The organism is Marinobacter sp. F3R08 (genome assembly GCF_018860425.1).
Taxonomy (GTDB): Bacteria; Pseudomonadota; Gammaproteobacteria; order Pseudomonadales; family Oleiphilaceae; genus Marinobacter.
Window position 1 is genome coordinate 741167 of the sequence record NZ_JAHKPI010000025.1, and the last position, 16756, is coordinate 757922.

The window sequence follows — 16756 nt, forward strand, 5'->3', positions numbered from 1 at the left end:
TTTAAGTACTTTGCGTTGAAAAAGGTCGTTAACTTATTGAATTTTTTCTCTGTTGATGAAGGAATTTATGTGGACGTCTATTTGCTGCCAACTTCCGAGAGGTCGTCGGAGATACGCCAGGCAAATATTTACAAGGTTGGCGTATCAGGGCGCTTCTCAATGCGGCACGGCCAGGCCTTCAATCCGTTCGGGCGGAAGCAGCGTCAACAAGGCCTTCATCTCACGCACCTCCTCTCCAGGTGGACGCCCGAAGAATCGCTTGAACTCACGGCTGAACTGCGAAGGGCTTTCGTAGCCCACCCGCATGGCGGCGGCCGCTGCGGGCAAACCATCCCGTATCATCATCATGCGAGCATGATGCAACCGGGTGGACTTGATGTATTGCAGAGGGCTGCTTTGCGTCACCGCCTTGAAGTGCACATGAAATACTGATGTGCTCATACCGACTTCGTTGGCCAGCCGACTAACCTCCAAAGGCTCTGCGAAATCGGCGTGAATACGGTTTAGCGCTTTGGCGATTCTTCCGAACTGGCCTTGTTGTGCCAAGGCCGTTCGTACTGCCCCACCCTGTTCATCAACCAAAACCCTGTAGCAGATCTCGCGCACGATGCTGGGCGCCAAGACCTGTGCCTCCTCGGGAGAGCGAAGCGTCTCAAGCAGCCTGCCAGTTGCATTCGCCATAGTCATCTTGAGAGGTGTTGAGAACATACACTGGGGCGAGTTGCTGGAACGGGTCTCCCCGTGCGCCACCATGTTGACCAGTTCTGCCACCGTCGCCATGTTGAGTCGAATCGAAACCGCCAACAGAGGGTCATCAGGGGTGGCTTCCGTCTCTGAGATAAAGGGCAGCGGCACGGACAGCACGAGGTAATGCATTGCGTCGTAAACGTAGACTTCGTTGCCCAGATACCCTCGTTTACGCCCTTGGCATACGATGACGATGCTTGGTTCATAGAGGACTGGAGTCAGCTTCAGTGGACGGTTTGACCGCATGAAACGCACGCCCTCGAGCAATGACTGGGTATAACCCTCGCCAGGTGCCAGCGAATACAGCAATTCGACCATCCGTTCTTGCGCAGCCGAATTCGTTTGTCCTAGCATATTGAGATTCTCCGTCGTCCTGCCAAATCGGCAAAGGTATAGGCAACGATCGTTCACGAAAGCCTTTCTAAAAGCAATCCTCTCAATAGAAACAGGCAAGAATTTCAGAGAAACGTGAATATCAACATCTCCGCCCTCTCCCTATGATTTTAGAAGGCGCCCTTGGAAAAACTCATTGATCGTTAGTCAGTCCGTGAACCAGGCGCGCTGCAAAACACCCATACGGAGATTCTTTTATGAGCAAAGTTATTCTTCTAACTGGCGCCAGCAGTGGTATTGGCGAGGCCACAGCAAGACTTCTATCAAAACAAGGTCATCGGCTGGTTATTGGCGCTCGACGTACTGAGCGGCTCGCGGCGTTGGCCGATGATTTGCGCTCTGAGGGCGGCAACGTGGAGTATCGTGCGCTGGATGTTACACGGCGCGAAGATCTCCAAGCCTTCGCCGATGCGGCGCTGACGCTTTATGGTCGCATCGACGTTATCATCAACAATGCTGGCGTCATGCCGCTCTCACCGCTGGCTTCGCTCAAGGTTGACGAATGGGACCGCATGATCGACGTCAACATCCGCGGCGTGCTTCACGGGATCGCAGCCGTACTACCTACCATGCAGGCTCAGCACAGCGGTCAGGTTATCAACATATCCTCGATAGGGGGGCTCTACGTTGTGCCAACTGCCGCGGTCTATTGTGCAACCAAATATGCAGTGCGGGCCATTTCTGACGGCTTACGGCAGGAACACAACAACCTCCGTGTTACCTGTGTTTACCCTGGCGTAGTCGAATCGGAATTGGCCAATACCATTACTCATATCGGCACTGCCGAAGCGATGAGGGGTTTCCGCGAAATCGCTCTGAAAGCCGACGCAATCGCTAAGGCCATTTCCCACGTCATCGACCAGCCTGCCGACGTAGACACCAGCGATATTGTCGTTCGACCGACCGCAAGTCCGGCATGAACTTCAACATTCAGGAAATGTTGAGTTATTAGTGGTCTTTGGGCGGCACACAATCTAACGGATCGAGGTTCTGTGCCGCCCGTATTGCCAGATCATCACGCTATTCTCTTTCGATTATTCACTCAATCACACCAAGACTGACCATAATGCGAAAAGCAGACTCCACTCGCGCTTCGTTAGGATAATTCTTGTTCGCCAGCATCACTATTCCGACCTGCTTACCGGGAACCATTGCGATATATGCGCCGAACCCGTTAGTCGAGCCAGTCTTATTGACCCAAACATCGTCTCTGGGCTCCATAGGAGGCACGATAGCCTCAGCGACATTCGGTTCCAGAATCATGTCGTAGCCATTACCGGAAAGCAGCGTTTGGAGCTTCACTGGTAGCGGGTATTGTTCCCAGACCAATCCTTGGGTCATTTCACCAACGTGGTAGTGCCCTCTTTGGGTGGAATAGATTGCCGCTTGAAGCGTTTCGTCTAGCTTTAGAAGTCCGAGATTAGCCTGAACAAACTTTGCTAAATCATTTGCGGTGGTTTTGATGCCCTAGGCCTGATCATCGAGCATGCCAGGCGAAACACGTGCCGACTTACCCTCTCTATCTTCGCCCATTGCATAGTGGTCTGTTTGAGCGTCAGGTACTTCATACCAGGTTTGGGACATTCCCAAAGGCGAGAAAACTTCGGAATGCATCACTGCTATAAAGTCGTCATCAAAACGTGCGGCTGTGGCAAGTCCCAGAAGACCGATGCTGAGGTTCGAATAGGTTCGGCTTTCTCCAATGGCCTCGGTTGGTTGCCACTCTCGATACCAATTCATGAGAGAAGCATGATTGGTGATGTCCTCGGGCACGAACAACGTAGGCCTCCCCCTGTATAGGTAGCCAGATTGATGCTCAGGGAGCTGTGAAGCTCAATAAGCGCCCTTGATCAACTGAATACCGGGTGTCAGGACCTCAACCCAGGCGCTTTCAAGCGCTTGCGTATGCTCAGGGTCGTGTTTGCGAACGGTTTTAAGCAGAGAGCTCAGCCAGCGCTCGTACCATTCCGGCTTGATGTCGTAATGATTCCTGTTGTGACTCTCGCCAAGAGCACGTAACTTGCGGTCTGACATGCCTCTGGCATGGAGGATCAGTTGCATGATTCCGTTACGAAGCAAGTGCCTTTGCGCCGCCATGTCAGTATCAATAAAACGATTTTTGATTACCTCCGAGCTGGACATGAAATAATCATAGAAATCGATGAAAAAGGCGTCATTACGACAACAGCGTCCGTAGCTCTGAAATACAAGGTCTGTACTATTCATGGAGCGATTTTATCCCTGAGGCAGAGTTCCAAAAACATCAGCGTCAATATACCCATTCAAAAGAGTCTTTTCCGTCAGAGTTTGTAACGGATTTCTATTTAAAAGCCTTTTTTAGGCTATACACCCGTCTCGAACACTCTCATCGGTGCCCGCCATACTTCACTTGGTGTTTGTGATTGTTGAGTCTTCTGTACGTGCCACACATTAATCGCAATACTTCCGAGCCCATTCTTCCGTCCTCTGCCCCATACAGATCAGCACTTGAAGACTCTAAGAGAGTCCATGGACCACTTGTTGCGCATATGGGACTGGGCGCTAGAACCAGTTTGAGTTTCCTGCTTTAAGTTCGTCTACCACCAGATGCCGATTTTTCATAATCGAGCGACGATCACATCAGACGTCTCGAAGGCTGAAAATAGACCAAAACGCGAGAGATCTGAACGTTCGCTTTTGTTTACGACTGGAGAAGCCTGATCGAAACCCGAGAGTGACCATCGACCGGAGCTCCGCGTAGCGCTTGGCCATCACCGCGCACACGAACAGCTGAAGCTGGTGATAGAACATGATGGGCAGCACCAGCACGCCCATGGCGGGGTTGCCTGCAAATAGCAGCTTGGCCATGGGCACACCCGAGGCCAGCGTTTTCTTGGAGCCGCAGAACACGGCCACGATCTCGTCCTCGACCGGAAAGTTCAGGGCCTTGGCGATGCTCTTGGTCAGCCACAGGAAGGGGAACAAGAACAGGCACACGCCCACGGCCGTCATCACCATCAGGCTAAGGCCATGCTGGCTCCACCAGCGCATTGAGCAACAGCCACCACAGCGGAAGAGCGCAAAGGTGCTGAGCTGCACCATTAGGTGCAGCTTCCAGCGCGATGCCCCATGCTTGAAGTTGTCGGTGCTCAGGCCCATGCCGATCAGGAACCAGTCGGCTGTGCCGCCCTGGTGCTTGCGGCCCGCGCTCACCTCGATGTCAAGCGCTCCTTGGCCAGCTTCGTGCCTTCGGCCAGGGCTTGCAGCTTGCGCTCCGCCACCTCACGCGGCATGGGCGCCATGCCGCAGTTCGTGCAGGGAAACAGCCGCTCTTTGGGCACGAACTGCAAGGCCTGGCCGATGGCGTCAGCCACTTCCGCGGGCGTCTCGACCACATCACTAGCCACATCGATCACGCCGACCAGAACGTCCTTGCCCTCCAGCAACTTGAGTAGCTCAAGCGGCACATGCGAATGCATGCACTCCAGGCTCACCTGGTCGATGCGGCTCTTGGCCAGCGCGGGAAACACCAGTTCGTACTGACGCCATTCTTCGCCTAAGGTGCTCTTCCAGTCGGTGTTGGCCTTGATCCCGTAGCCGTAGCAGATGTGCACCGCAGTCTTGCAGGTCAGGCCCTGCGCCGCGCGCTCGAGCGCCTTCACACCCCAGTCTGCGGCATCCTTCATGTAGACGTTGAAGGCGGGCTCGTCGAACTGGATGACGTCCACGCCATCGGCCTGCAGCGCCAGCGCCTCCTGGTTGAGCAACTCGGCAAAAGCAAAGGCCAGCTTGACCTTGTCCCCGTAGAAGCGGTCAGCCACCGTGTCGACGATGGTCATCGGGCCCGGCAGGGTGAACTTGAGTTTCTTCTTCGTGTGGGCGCGCGCCAGTTGCGCCTCGAAGGCGTGCACGCGGCCCTTCATGCGTAGCTTTGATACCACCTGCGGCACCATCGCGTCGTAGCGGTTGTCGCGGATGCCCATCTTCACCTTATTGTCGAAGTCGATGCCCTCGACCTGCTCCAGAAAACCGTGCACGAAGTGCTGCCGAGATTGTTCGCCGTCGCACACGATGTCCAGACCGGCGTCTTCCTGGGCCTTGATCCACAAGAGGGTCGCGTCGGCCTTGGCCTGGATGAGTGCGTCGCCTTCAGCCGCCCATTTTGGCCAGAGCTTGTTGGTTTCAGCCAGCCAGGCGGGCTTGGGCAGGCTGCCGACGATGGAAGTTTCAAACATGTAGGATTCCTTACAAGGTAAATAGTGGTCAGATCAATGCGCGGCTTCGGCGGCCCATTGCTCAAGGATGCGCTGGTGCGGCTTGATGAACTGCTCTTGCGTAAATTTGCCCTGCTTGACGGCCAACTGGCTGCGCTCCGCCCGGTCATAGACGATCTGCGTCAACGAGCAATCGTCACGATTAAGGCTTGGGTGATAAACCTGCCCTGCCACGGAGTTGGCGTTGTAGATCTCGGGACGGTAGATGCGCTGGAAAGCTTCCATCGTGCTGATGGTACCGATCAGCTCGAGATCCGTGTAGTCGCTCAGCAGGTCGCCAAAGAAGTAAAAGGCCAAGGGGGCCACGCTCTTGGGCGGCATGAAGAAGCGAACCTGCATCCCCATTTTCGCGAAGTATTGATCGGTCAAGGACAGCTCGTTTTGCTGGTACTCCACGCCCAGGATGGGGTGATGATTGGCCGTGCGCCGGTAGGTTTTGCTGGTCGACACGCTCAGACAAATGACTGGAAGCTTGCTGAAGCGTTCCTGGTAGACGCTGGAGTTAACGAAGTGCTTGAAAAGCGTGCCATGCAGGACGCCAAAGTTGTCGGGGAGGCTGAACTCGGCCCGGTCGGCGTTGTGCTCGGGCAGCACGACGCTGAAGTCGTAATCACGCACATACGACGAGAAGTTGTTGCCCACGATGCCGTCGATACGCCGGTTCAACTTCTTATCGACGATGTGGGTCTTCAGGATCTCGAAAAAGGGAAATGCCGCGTCGGTCCGTACACCAATATCCAGCTCGACGGAGATGATCTCCAGCTCAACGGCGTAGCGATCACCGGTGGGGTTGTCCCAATGCGCCAGGTCGTTGAAACGGTTGTCGATCATCTTCAGCGTTCTGCGCAGGTTTTTCTGCCGGCTCTCTCCACGTGCCAGGTTGGCAAAATTAGTCGTCAGGCGGGTACTGGCCGACGGGACATAGTGCTCATCGAAACGGATGCTCTTGAGGCTATAAGTAAAATCTGTGTTCATGACTATTCTCGAAACGGATTAACTGAGTAAATGACGTTGAATGTTTCAGACTGCCAGTGAGCGTTCAGCGTTGGAGGAAATGCTGTGTTGCGTCAGTTCAAACAGGGGCAATGCCCGTTGAACCGCCAACCTGGCTCGCTCGATCACGGCTTCGTCGCTCAGGCGGCGATCCACGAAATCCTTGTCGGTGGCGTAGACGCCCAGGGGCAACGTGCGTGCCTGGAAAAAGCTGAACAGCGGCCGCAGTTGGTGGTCGATCACCAGGGAGTGGCGCTCGCTGCCGCCATTGGCGGCCAGCAACACCGGCGTGTCGATCAGGGCCTCTTGCTCAATGAGGTCGAAGAAGTGCTTGAACAGGCCCGTGTACGAACCACGGAAAACCGGGCTGACGACGACCAGTACATCGGCCTGCTCGGCCGCTGCCAGCGCCTGTTCCACAGAGGCAGGTACCTGAGTGCGCCAGACCGAGCCGGTGAGCTGTGGCGCTATCAACCCCAAATCGACCAAGTGCGGGAGGCACGACACCTGGTCAGCAATTAAGTCAAGCAGGTGCTGGGCCAGGCCTGCCGATTTGGAGGGGCTTTGAAGTCCGCCGGAAACCGCCACGACGCGAAGTGGACGTGTCACTTTGGAGTTCAGGTCAGCCGACCAGGGCGACGCTGCTTGGCGAGCCATCCCCCCAGTCTCCGGGAAATTCGAGTTTTTAGACAGTGTCATAGCCGCTCCGATGCATGTAAACAAACGATGGGCGGCATTGTCCCGACCTGATTCAATGAAGTAAAATGGTATTAATTCACCAATCCATGAGCAGGAATCATAGAATGCTTGAGCGCATCCATCTCAGCATCGTCCAGCAGGTCGAGAAACAAGGTTCCTTGACGGCCGCTGCGGGCGTGCTGCACCTGACCCAGTCGGCACTGAGCCACAGCATGAAGAAGCTGGAGCGGCAGTTGGGCACCGACATCTGGCTGCGCGAAGGCCGCAGCCTTCGCTTGACACAGGCTGGCCAGTACCTGCTGGCCGTGGCCAACCGTGTGCTGCCCCAGCTTGATCTGGCTGAGGAACGCCTGGGCCAGTTCGCGCAGGGCGAGCGTGGTGCGCTGCGCATCGGTATGGAATGCCACCCTTGCTATCAGTGGCTACTCAAGGTGGTCTCGCCCTACCTCACGGCTTGGCCGGACGTGGAGGTGGACGTGAAACAGAAATTCCAGTTCGGTGGCATTAGCGCCCTGTTTGGCTACGAGATCGATCTGCTGGTAACACCTGATCCGCTGTTCAAGCCAGGCCTGAAGTTCGAGCCAGTGTTTGACTACGAGCAGGTGCTCCTCGTGGCCAAGGGCCATGCCCTGGCCTCGGTCGCCTATGTGGAGCCCCAGCAGCTGACGCGGGAAGTACTGATCAGCTACCCTGTGGACATCGAGCGCCTGGACATCTACAACCAGTTCCTGCTGCCGGCAGGTATCACGCCCAAGCGCCACAAAGCCATTGAAACCACCGACATCATGGTGCAAATGGTGGCCAGCGGCCGTGGCGTGGCGGCATTGCCGCGCTGGCTCGTCGACGAGTACGCGACCAGGATGGAGGTGGTGCCCGTGCGACTGGGGCCGCGCGGCATTGCCAAGCAGATATTCCTGGGCACGCGCGAGGCAGACACCACCATCGACTACGTGCGCGCCTTCATCGAATTGGCTCGCCAGCCTGCGCATGCCATGGACATCGCTCACGTCATTGATCGTCCAGGGCTGGAGCCTGACTACGGGTCGAAGTGACTTGGTCTCTATCTTGCGCGCGCTACTGCTGTTTTGGTGTGAAATGGACAAACGCCAGAATCTGTCCGCTTTGACCACAAAACGGACCTTTTACACCAACCAAAACAGCGCTTTCCACGGGCCTCATTTACATAGATAACTATGGTATAAAGATCGCTAAAACGCCCAGCACATTTATGAGAGCACAATTATGGATTGGAATCCCTTAACGCGTAGAAGTATGGCCGCGATTGTTTCCATCGTCCTGATCGCCACCGGCTGCAGTGATGAGCCTGCTTCAACCGCAGCCACCGAACCGGCTCCAGAACCCACCTCGGAAGTCCAAAGCTCATCGGCGCCCACCGCAAACGTTCAGCCCGTGGCCGGCCAGATCCGCGACAGTCAATTCATCGCGGAACAAGCGATCCTCACTCACGGAACATTGGAGCTTCGGCAAGGCTCGGAATTCTTCGCCGATCTTGCAGCGGAAATCGTGATCTTCGATGAAAACCCGGCCGAGAAAACATATACGGTGCCAACTGATGGCACGGGCATAACTCCTCACCTGCGACTCAATAAAAAGCTGGAGGACCAGAGCACACCTGACCAGCAAACCCTAGTGAGTGACTACCAGTTAAAGCTGGTGTTTGGTGAATCTGAAGCGTTGGGTGTTCCGTTCACCATTGAGCTGACTGCAGCAAAGAATCAGACAGAGCTGCAAGGCTCAGGCTTTGCCACATTCGGAGATATCAAGGTTAGCAATGGCAGGCTGAATCGCCGCTACGAAAGCTTGGACACACTTAATTTATTAGCAAGGCAGTATGCCGCGGAAAGCTACCCTGATGTCACTGTTGAGAAGACTTTTGGTACAACACTGCATACCTCTGGAACTGCTAATCCGTCGACTGCATTTGTGGGTCTTGAAGGGCGAGCTTCTGATGACCACGTTATAACTCTTAAGCTTCAATTCCTCATGGAGCAAAACGGCTGGGAAGTCGTCAACGAACTCGCTGCCAATCAGATTCATCCAGCTCATCCGGTATTAAGAAGTTTGAAAGGAAACCTCCGTACTGTTGAAGGCGCTAAAGCTGCGCATGTCGCAGGGCAGCGTTTCGAAAGCCATCTGCAACAGCTGTTGCTGGTCAGCGATACGCGAGGCACATCGATTCGATGTTATCTGACCAAGACGGCTGACAAGGCAAGTTGCCGAGCCGCTGCCAATGTAGAAACCAGTGATGGCCGTGATTGCCAGAGGCAAAACTATCTTCTCACAAACCAGGGGGCTGAATGGGTATACGAGTCGGATCTGTTGCCTACACAGAGCGTGGACTACAAATCTGGGAAGGTGATCGAGGGGCGGGGCCCATCCAAGTATAGCTGCAGCGCCTGACTAGATCCGGCCTGTTGATTCTTCGATTAGACAGCTACCAGATTATCCTCCTTTTGCTAAGAGTCATAAATTGGTAGATGCGCTGTTAAAAGGTCACGCGGTCAACCGGTTACTGGGCCGTTCGGGGCGAGCAATTTTTCACACGCATAAGCGCTCGGGACAAAGGTGTAATGCGCTCGTTCAAGCCCTGACTCGCGTGTTCGCTTTGTTTACACAGAGAGACTCGAAAGAGTCCCTTTACAGGCTCCTTTCCTTCAGCAACTCCGAAACCCGGGCTTCAATTTCACCCGGCGTGACCGATGCTTTTTGCACCACCGCCGCGACCTTAGAGGCGATCGCCCTCGGTACCTCGTATCCGGAAAGAATTACCACTGGCACACTAGGTTGAGATCGATGTATCGTTTCCCACAATGACAGCCCGTTGCCATCTTCCAGTTTCAGATCAAGCAGAATCAAATCGTAAGAGACCTGTCTGAGTCGTTCGTGTGCCTCCCGCAATGTTTCCGCCCGATCGACCCTTGCCAGTGAAGCCAACTGTCCCCGAACAACCGCCGCTAAGTCCGCATCATCTTCAACGTGCAGCACGCGGGCAATGCCTGGCTCTTGCACCTTACGAACCTCAGCACGCGGGAAGCGAAACCAAAAGCGCGCGCCCTCACCCTCCCGTGACTCGAACCCGATCACACCGCCCATTCGCTCAACCAGTTCTCTCGTGACCGCGAGCCCCAACCCTGTGCCGCCTTTGGCTCGGTTGTCAGAGGCCTGCGCCTGCGCAAAACGCTCAAAAATTCGGCTTCGGAAAGATTCAGGAATACCCGAACCTCGATCCACAACGCTTATCAGGGCGCCATCTTCAGCGTCCGGCTCGCAATGGATATCTACGCTTTCGCCTTGCGGAGAGAACTTGCAGGCGTTAGAGATAAGGTTGAGCAATATCTGTAACAACCGATCCGGATCGGCTTTGATGTGTCCGGACGTATCGCCAGTTATTCGAAGTCGCACGCCGTAGGGTTCGGCGTAACTCATCATCTGCTCGATGGCTTGTTCCAGGACCGTCGATACATCCAAACGCTGTATACTGAAGTTCATCTCGTCGGCGGACAGTTTGTTCAGATCGAGCAGATCATTCACCAGTTGAATCAATCGCCGAGTATTCTGCTGAGCAATGCGCAGCATCCCCTCCATCCGATCGGGCAACTCACCCAAAGCTCCTCCCGCGATCAGCCCCAATGACCCTGAAATCGAGGTCAAAGGAGTGCGTAATTCGTGGCTCACCGTCGAAACAAACTGATTTTTAAGCAATTCATTTCGCTCACTTTCAGATAGATCCCGAGCGACTAACACCCAACGTAAAGCAGGTTCTTCCGCCCCACGAACCTGAGACAGGCTGAGTTCTAACGACAACGGCTCTTTACCAGCGACAGCAAGCGTCGTATTCCACCTGGCAAGCAACCCAGCGATTTTCATATCATCTGTTTGCTCGGCTTCGGTGGCGGATAGCCGAGCGGCCAACTCAGGTAAACGAGCACTCAAGGGTGAACCGGTGGCATCGGAAGGCAACTCGAAAAGTTCACTGGCGGCCCAGTTGTGCCCAACAATTCTTGTATCAACATCGAGCACCAGCACCGCATCAGCCAAAGAATCAAACAGCTGTTGCAAGAATGCACGGTTCGCTTTTAGCTGCTGGAGCGCATGATGTTCGCTCGAAACGTCTTGAATCTGCGAAACAAAATGCAATGGACGCTGCTCCTCGTCGACAACGAGGCCGACAGACAGTAAGGCATAAATAGTCGTCCCGTCGCTCCGATAGTAGCGTTTCTTCATCTGGTACTGTTCAATTCGACCAGCCAGCAAATCGTGCAGCAAGGTCAGATCCGATTCCAGATCGTCGGGATGGGTGAGCGTTTGAAAATCGGTCGCCAACAATTCCTCACGTGAGTAGCCAAACAGTTTGGTTGCGGCCTCATTCACGTCCATCCAGCACCCTTCCAATGAGACCAGGGCCATACCTTGGGCAGCGGAGTTGAATGCTTCTCCAAATCGCTCACTGGCAAGCCGCGCTTCTCTCTCAGCCTGCCTTTGCTCCGTTATATCCACAGCCATGCCGAGGTAGCCCATCGTCGCATCGTCTTCATCTTTGAGGCGACTCACGGACAATCGAACAGTGCGATGTTCACCGTCTTTCCGCACATACGTCCAAATCGATGTGTCTGAAACCCCGTCTCGGGCCCTAGCGACGAAAACATCGAACCCCTCCACCTGTTTACCAAGCTCTTCAGACAGACGCTCCCCCGAGAGAACCACTTCAGATTCCAGATGGAACAGTGCCGGCGTATGAGTCCCCACCACTTCTGCGGCGCGATAGCCAAGCAGCGTCTCTGCACCTGAATTGAAAAGCGTGATGCGCCCTTCGGTATCGGTTGCAATAATGGCAACGCCCACAGACGCATCAATCACGGCTTGCAGAGAGCCACGGGTATCATTCAGGTTGCTGTAGGCATGTTGCAGTTCCGTAATGTCGCTCATGGTAACAACAGCACCGAGCGGTCGACCGAGGTCATCCGCTAAGAGATCACCATTACAAAGCACTACTCGCGGAGGTTGTTCCTTTGCCCGTATCACTATTTTAGTGTTGCGAACCGGCTCCCTTCGCCATGCTCGCAAAAGCGGTATCTCTTCAGTGACAAGCAAGGTCTTGCCATCAGGCTTGTACAGGTCAAAGTGTTCGGCCCATTTCGTTGGCGCCAACGAACGTGGATCAACGCCGTGCCAATCGCGGGCGGCACGATTAAATTCTGCAAGATTTCCCTCGCTATCACAGGAGACAACGGCGTCCGGCATGAATTCGAGAAGGGTTGCGAGGGTTTTTGAATCTAAATCTGCCTGTTGCTGACGAGACCAATCCTCTAGACGGTCGACGGTCAGTCGGGCAAGCCGCTCCAAACCGACTCGCTGCTGTTCGGTCAAAGGGGCGTTCGGTACGGTATCGAGCACGCACAATGTACCGTACGTAAAATCGGAACGGCCAATCAGCGGCACCCCTGCATAATACCGAAAACCCGGTTCACCGGTGCCCAAAGGGTTCTCGGCAAAGCGTTTATCTTTCTGTGTATCAACGATCTCAAGGAAGCTGGGACCCTGGATCGCATGGGCGCAAAACGGTATGTCACGACCTGTTTTCTGGAACGAAATACCCTTGGCCGCCTTGAACCACTGGCGATCTCGATCCCCCAAAGACACCAGCGCAATCGGCTTGTCGCAAATTAGTGAGGCTAGCTCAACCAGATCGTCAAAATGACGCTCGGGAGGCGAATCCAGAACCCTAAGCTTGATCAATTCAGAAATCCGACGAGATTCGTCACCACTGCGTGTCGCGTTACGAAAACGATTGGTTGTCAATGATCCTTTCCTTTTCCCTGTAGCCGTTTTCAATGCATCCCAACACCAATCAAGCGAATTTATTCATTTGTCGAGTCTGCCATCGCCGCGTCCTCAACATACAGCCCCTTTGGTCATTTGCCAATTTCTGGCTGGGTTGGATTTTACACATCTCAGGGGGCAAGTGATCGAGCAGTTTATGTGGCGGCAACTGTTCGCTTTTGTTTAGCTGCACCCATGGCAAGAAGGACAAGTGCTGCGCCAAGTTCGGTTACCGCAGCTACAAGGCACAGGGCAACGCCGCGCAGCAGCATGCGCACCCGTTCGATGTCTGGGAGAGCTCCCACCTGGGTGGCTGTCGGCTGGCCGCGAGCGTCATGGTCTTCCCGGCGCTACGCAAGCACTGCCGCCTCACCGCCGACGATGTTCCGCACCTGTTGCAGGCCGAGTCCGAGGACCGTCCCTACCGGCCCTGCTACCGCGGCGACTCGACATTGACGCCCGCCGTGAACCGTTGTGACCGATCAACCCGAGCACTTTCCCCGGGTCAATAACCAGATCTATGGGGTGCAAGAGCACTTTACCGTTGATCTGCCAACTGGCCGCTTGCAACTCGAACATAACACCTCGGGAAAAGGATGAAGTAATCACCTCGTGGGCACCATGCCCACCCATAACGATCACTGACTTACCAGCGGTAACTTACACTCGCAGTGGCGCGTCTTGCTTCGCCGTAATAGCACCAGTAATCACAACTCGCGACATACTCTTTATCAGCTACGTTGTTTATGTTCAGTTGCGCCCGCCAATTCCTGGCAAAATCATAGCTCGCCATGACATCAAACACTGTGTAGGAAGGAACCTCGTAGCCATAGGTCTCGTCCTTGGTTTCACCAACAAAGCGTGCACCCGCCCCTACCTTCAAACCAGGAACGGCTTGCGAGAACGCGTAGTCCAACCATGCCGAGGCCATATGGCGCGGTATCAGCGCCGCTCGAACCTCATCAGCGCCGGTCGCCCGGTTTTGCGTCGTTGAATCGCTGTAGGTGTAAGCCGCTGTCACCTGCAGGTTGTTAGTCAGATAGGCAACCCCCTCCAGCTCGAAACCATTGGTATTGCGCTCACCCTCTTGCACCTGAACAGCACCATCAGTCACCAGAGAGTTTTTCTCTTCGATCTGGTACACCGAGGTATTCAGATAACCATCAATGCTTTCGGGCGCATACTTGATACCTGCTTCAATCTGCTTTCCTTCCCTGGGCTTATACAAATCGCCATTGGAGTCGGTACCTACTATGGGCTGAAATGACTCGGTATAGCTGATGTAGGGCGAAAGACCATTATTCGTTACATACATGACGCCACCGGATAACGAAACCTCGTTGTCGTCGGCACGGTCTTTGGTACCGTTTGCCAGGTTATCTGTTTCAGCTTTGTCATAGCGTGCCCCAGCCAGAAAGATCCACCGATCATCCAGCCGGAGTTGATTCTGAAGATAAATACCCGTTTGCTGTTTATTGATTGTTCGTTGCGTCAGATCGCTTTCAGCCACCGGCGTGTAGTTTCCATACTGGGGCTCGAACAGATCCACAGTCCCGAAAGGGAAGGGATCCGCCTCTTTTCCCGAATTTTCCAGATCCTGGTAATCCACACCTACGAGAAGCGTATTTTCGGTGCGATCCGTGAACCATTTACCAACCATACGGTTATCAATCGTCCAGGAGGTAATGTCACCATCGCGGTATACCAGGCCCCGGGTACCTTCTCTCGGCGCGCTCTGGAAAAAGATATAGGTACTGCGCAGCAGCATGTCGAGTTTGCTGTAACGCAGGTCCTGCTCAAAGCGCCAGGTGTCATTAAGCTGATGCGAGAACTGGTAGCCCAGTGAAGTCTGCTCACGCTCATTCACATCGTAGTCAGGCTCACCGTAATTTACCTCGGGGTCGACTTTGCCAAAGGGCGTGTCTTCAATGGTGCCATAGGGTAATTTGAAACCGTTGTATGGCACCGCATCATCCTTCTGAAAACTAGCCAGAAGTGTCAGTGAGGTGTCGTCGCTAATGTCCCACTCAAGACTGGGAGCAAGGTAGTAGCGTTTATTTTCCGAGTCATCGATGTCACCTTCAGTGTCCTGGTAAAGGCCCACCAGGCGATAACGCACATCGTTACTGTCATTAACCGGACCAGAGCTATCAAACCCAATCCGCTGGTGGTCATTCGTGCCACCTTCGATAATAACTTCCCCCTGCCGGTCCTCTGTGGGGCGCTTGCTGATCGCGTTTATAACCCCGCCCGGAGGCGCTTCACCGTAGAGGACCGAGGCTGGACCCTTCAACAACTCTACCTGCTCAAGCCCATATGGCTCTGGTAGCCACTGGTAGAAACCGGCTCGGTAGATCCGTAAACCATCCTGATACGTCGACTGATCATAACCCCGCACTTTAAACCAGTCGGTATCGTTATCACTGCCATATTGCCCCGTTAAAACGCCCGCACGGTAGCGGAAGCTTTCATCAAGAGACTGAACGTTGCGCTCTTCCAGCTCTTCTCGGGTGACGAGAGAAGCCGGCCGAGGCGTTTCAGCAATAGGAGCCTCCACTTTCAGCGCAGTCCCGGTTATAACAAGCGGAGTGAGTACTTCGGTGTCGCTGTCGGAAGTTTGTGCCATGGCCAAAGGCACAAGGCCCAGCCACGCTATAGGCGCGGCGTAATATATGGCTTTTGGGAGAGGGCGACGTTGACATGCGCTAGGAGGCATAGTGTTACCTTGAGCTGAGTGTGAGCATTTTGGGGCGAAAAGCATCCAGCCATTAATGTAACTAAAAATGCTAATGGTTACCATTACCGTTTAAACGTTATTATCGAGTATATGCATAAAATGGCAAACCCTCGATAAAGCGTGTTCTGAGGGTCATGCTAACGCCGCAAGTACCCTATCTGCCCAATGTTGCAATGAACCTGGCTCTAAAGTTTTTTTCTGACGACGTTCTGGGATGCGGGATGCGCTTGTGGTGGTCAGGAAACACCAACTTTAGGTGAGAAGCTGGCCAGTTCCATGATTTCCTGAGTAAATGTTGCTCTAATGTGGTTATTTCAGCCCGCCAATCGAAATGCGGAGAAGGTTGCTTCAAGAGCAGCGTCGATAGATTTTTTTATTATCCGATATATCAAATGTTAGCGCCCTTAAAGCCGCTAGCGCCCGTAACCGATCGAGCAATGTCCCCGGCTCAAGCGAGTATGACTGGTCAACCAGCATGCCCAGCTCCGGAAGCCTGGTATTCGGGTTTTGTGCCAACACATCGACGTAGATTGGCAAGCTTCAAAACAACACTTCCATGCTTTCGCTTTGTACTCGTGCCGAGTAAAACAGATCCAGATTTTCCATTATGGTGTGAGGCATCTGCTTCTCAGTTATAGCGCCCCTTCAAACAAGGTCTGTTGCTCGCCTCCAGTCTTTCGGCTCCAGTGAGACTATTCCGAACTCAGAGTTGGACGACGATTTAGCACTTTGTGTGGAAACCGGAATGACCACCCTATTCTCGAATCTACTTTAAGTTTGTTTAGCACTTTGTGCCGAAAAAATCTTTAAGTTATTGATGCCATCCGCGACTCGATTTTGGCAGCGCGAACCTGTGATAGACCAGGTTCTTGCATCCGGCTTTCGGTAATCAGGCGTTCGGCAAGCTCTGTATTTCTTTTCGACCAAATGCTTCGGGCTGTTCTTGGTGTAATCCGCTGAAGGTAGGCCCGGTTGTCAATTGACTGCTTCACTCCATCAATTTTCCGGATCGGGTCTTGGCATAATGCGTCATTCAACTGAGTCCGAATTGTAGATAACCGGAGATTGCCTGTGAGCAACAACGATCGGGGAT

At 54.1% G+C, this 16756-nt stretch carries 13 protein-coding genes and 2 pseudogenes; 4 read left to right on the plus strand and 11 right to left on the minus strand.

Going from position 1 to position 16756, the window contains the following annotated elements; all coding sequences use genetic code 11:
• Window positions 1-156: 156 nt before the first annotated feature.
• Window positions 157-1101: an AraC family transcriptional regulator gene (locus KO499_RS18755; RefSeq protein WP_215985265.1), complete on the minus strand. Its 945-nt coding sequence runs from the start codon at window positions 1099-1101 to the stop codon at window positions 157-159.
• A 236-nt stretch (window positions 1102-1337) separates the two neighbouring features.
• Between KO499_RS18755 and KO499_RS18760 the strand changes: the two genes are divergently transcribed.
• A complete protein-coding gene (locus tag KO499_RS18760) occupies window positions 1338-2060 on the plus strand; it encodes an SDR family oxidoreductase (RefSeq protein WP_215985266.1) in 723 nt (240 codons plus the stop codon).
• A 118-nt stretch (window positions 2061-2178) separates the two neighbouring features.
• On the opposite strand, the pseudogene KO499_RS19770 reads toward KO499_RS18760, so the two are convergent.
• The 6 genes and pseudogenes from KO499_RS19770 to msuE all read right to left on the minus strand — a co-directional run.
• Window positions 2179-2955: pseudogene (locus KO499_RS19770) on the minus strand (serine hydrolase); the annotation flags it as partial.
• Window positions 2956-2973: 18 nt separating this feature from the next.
• Window positions 2974-3366 carry a globin gene (locus tag KO499_RS18775; protein WP_215985267.1) on the minus strand — a complete coding sequence of 131 codons (393 nt, stop codon included), beginning with the start codon at window positions 3364-3366 and terminating at the stop codon, window positions 2974-2976.
• Between the two features lie 393 nt (window positions 3367-3759).
• Window positions 3760-4332 (minus strand): bile acid:sodium symporter, encoded by a 573-nt coding sequence (locus tag KO499_RS19775; protein WP_416240398.1) that lies wholly within the window; start codon window positions 4330-4332, stop codon window positions 3760-3762.
• The gene (locus KO499_RS18785; RefSeq protein ID WP_215985268.1) at window positions 4329-5354 is read right to left on the minus strand and encodes a methionine synthase; all 1026 of its coding nucleotides are present in this window, start codon (window positions 5352-5354) and stop codon (window positions 4329-4331) included. Before KO499_RS18785 ends, KO499_RS19775 begins: the two co-directional genes overlap by 4 nt.
• Before the next feature lie 33 nt (window positions 5355-5387).
• On the minus strand, window positions 5388-6368 hold the full coding sequence (locus KO499_RS18790; RefSeq protein ID WP_215985269.1) for a DUF1852 domain-containing protein: 981 nt from the start codon (window positions 6366-6368) through the stop codon (window positions 5388-5390).
• Between the two features lie 45 nt (window positions 6369-6413).
• Window positions 6414-6995: an FMN reductase gene (msuE, locus tag KO499_RS18795; protein WP_323133378.1), complete on the minus strand. Its 582-nt coding sequence runs from the start codon at window positions 6993-6995 to the stop codon at window positions 6414-6416.
• Window positions 6996-7189: 194 nt separating this feature from the next.
• Between msuE and KO499_RS18800 the strand changes: the two genes are divergently transcribed.
• Both KO499_RS18800 and KO499_RS18805 read left to right on the plus strand, forming a co-directional pair.
• Window positions 7190-8137, plus strand: a complete 948-nt coding sequence (locus KO499_RS18800; protein WP_215985271.1) for a LysR family transcriptional regulator — start codon at window positions 7190-7192, stop codon at window positions 8135-8137.
• Window positions 8138-8357: 220 nt separating this feature from the next.
• Complete coding sequence (locus KO499_RS18805) at window positions 8358-9506, plus strand: hypothetical protein (protein ID WP_215985272.1); 1149 nt, start codon at window positions 8358-8360, stop codon at window positions 9504-9506.
• Between the two features lie 237 nt (window positions 9507-9743).
• On the opposite strand, the gene KO499_RS18810 is transcribed toward KO499_RS18805, so the two are convergent.
• Window positions 9744-12905, minus strand: coding sequence for a PAS domain S-box protein (locus tag KO499_RS18810; protein ID WP_215985273.1), 3162 nt, complete (start codon window positions 12903-12905; stop codon window positions 9744-9746).
• A 200-nt stretch (window positions 12906-13105) separates the two neighbouring features.
• On the opposite strand from KO499_RS18810, the gene KO499_RS19995 reads away from it, so the two are divergent.
• Window positions 13106-13438 (plus strand): sucrase ferredoxin, encoded by a 333-nt coding sequence (locus tag KO499_RS19995; RefSeq protein ID WP_215985274.1) that lies wholly within the window; start codon window positions 13106-13108, stop codon window positions 13436-13438.
• A gap of 134 nt (window positions 13439-13572) precedes the next feature.
• Here the strand turns inward: KO499_RS19995 and KO499_RS18820 are convergent, their stop codons facing one another.
• The 3 genes and pseudogenes from KO499_RS18820 to KO499_RS20005 all read right to left on the minus strand — a co-directional run bounded on the left by KO499_RS18820 (window position 13573) and on the right by KO499_RS20005 (window position 16182).
• Complete coding sequence (locus tag KO499_RS18820) at window positions 13573-15552, minus strand: TonB-dependent siderophore receptor (protein WP_228340045.1); 1980 nt, start codon at window positions 15550-15552, stop codon at window positions 13573-13575.
• 265 nt (window positions 15553-15817) lie between these two features.
• Window positions 15818-16024: pseudogene (locus tag KO499_RS20000) on the minus strand (Tn7-like element transposition protein TnsE); the annotation flags it as partial.
• The gene (locus tag KO499_RS20005) at window positions 16012-16182 is read right to left on the minus strand and encodes a TnsA endonuclease C-terminal domain-containing protein (protein ID WP_416240404.1); all 171 of its coding nucleotides are present in this window, start codon (window positions 16180-16182) and stop codon (window positions 16012-16014) included. The gene KO499_RS20005 and the pseudogene KO499_RS20000, both read right to left, overlap by 13 nt.
• Window positions 16183-16756: the final 574 nt, after the last annotated feature.

Coding starts and splice junctions, on each gene's coding strand:
- KO499_RS18790 (WP_215985269.1), bottom strand. CDS start 6,368: ATGAACACAGATTTTACTTATAGCCTCAAGAGCATCCGTTTCGATGAG.
- KO499_RS18775 (WP_215985267.1), bottom strand. CDS start 3,366: ATGAATAGTACAGACCTTGTATTTCAGAGCTACGGACGCTGTTGTCGT.
- KO499_RS18805 (WP_215985272.1), top strand. CDS start 8,358: ATGGCCGCGATTGTTTCCATCGTCCTGATCGCCACCGGCTGCAGTGAT.
- KO499_RS18760 (WP_215985266.1), top strand. CDS start 1,338: ATGAGCAAAGTTATTCTTCTAACTGGCGCCAGCAGTGGTATTGGCGAG.
- KO499_RS18785 (WP_215985268.1), bottom strand. CDS start 5,354: ATGTTTGAAACTTCCATCGTCGGCAGCCTGCCCAAGCCCGCCTGGCTG.
- KO499_RS18755 (WP_215985265.1), bottom strand. CDS start 1,101: ATGCTAGGACAAACGAATTCGGCTGCGCAAGAACGGATGGTCGAATTG.
- KO499_RS18820 (WP_228340045.1), bottom strand. CDS start 15,552: ATGGCACAAACTTCCGACAGCGACACCGAAGTACTCACTCCGCTTGTT.
- KO499_RS18800 (WP_215985271.1), top strand. CDS start 7,190: ATGCTTGAGCGCATCCATCTCAGCATCGTCCAGCAGGTCGAGAAACAA.